Annotated in this window: 1 tRNA gene and 1 rRNA gene; both read right to left on the reverse strand. The window is 49.8% G+C overall.

The window, feature by feature from the left end:
- Positions 1 to 165: 165 nt before the first annotated feature.
- A tRNA-Ile gene (locus L5M28_RS24130) sits at positions 166 to 242 on the reverse strand.
- Between the two features lie 119 nt (positions 243 to 361).
- Positions 362 to 518: ribosomal RNA gene (locus L5M28_RS24135) — 16S ribosomal RNA — on the reverse strand; the annotation flags it as partial.

A 518-nucleotide genomic window follows, 5' to 3' on the forward strand; every position in this document is an offset into this window, starting at 1 on the left:
GGCGCTCTCCCAGCTGAGCTATAGCCCCATTTACATGCAGTGCGAGTAAGTAAGATGTTCCAAACCTCTAAAAGGATTGGTTTGCCAATCATTTCTTATCAAGGCGGACAGTGGCGACGTTTAGTTCACTAAACGAGTCACTTTCCAACGCTGAGAAGGAAGGATTGGTGGGTCAGAGTGGACTTGAACCACCGACCTCACCCTTATCAGGGGTGCGCTCTAACCAGCTGAGCTACAGACCCATCTTTTACTCTTTCTTCTATCAAGCAAATCTGTGTGAACACTCAAAAGGTACACGGATGTACCGAATGTCGAAAATGCAGGAGCATTTTTCGACCAAACATTAAGTTAGTCGTATAGGTAAGGAGGTGATCCAGCCCCAGGTTCCCCTAGGGCTACCTTGTTACGACTTCACCCCAGTCATGAACCACAAAGTGGTGAGCGCCCCCCCGAAGGTTAAGCTACCCACTTCTTTTGCAGCCCACTCCCATGGTGTGACGGGCGGTGTGTACAAGGCC

The sequence above is a fragment of the Shewanella sp. SW32 genome (assembly GCF_025653365.1).
Taxonomy (GTDB): Bacteria; Pseudomonadota; Gammaproteobacteria; order Enterobacterales; family Shewanellaceae; genus Shewanella; species Shewanella oncorhynchi.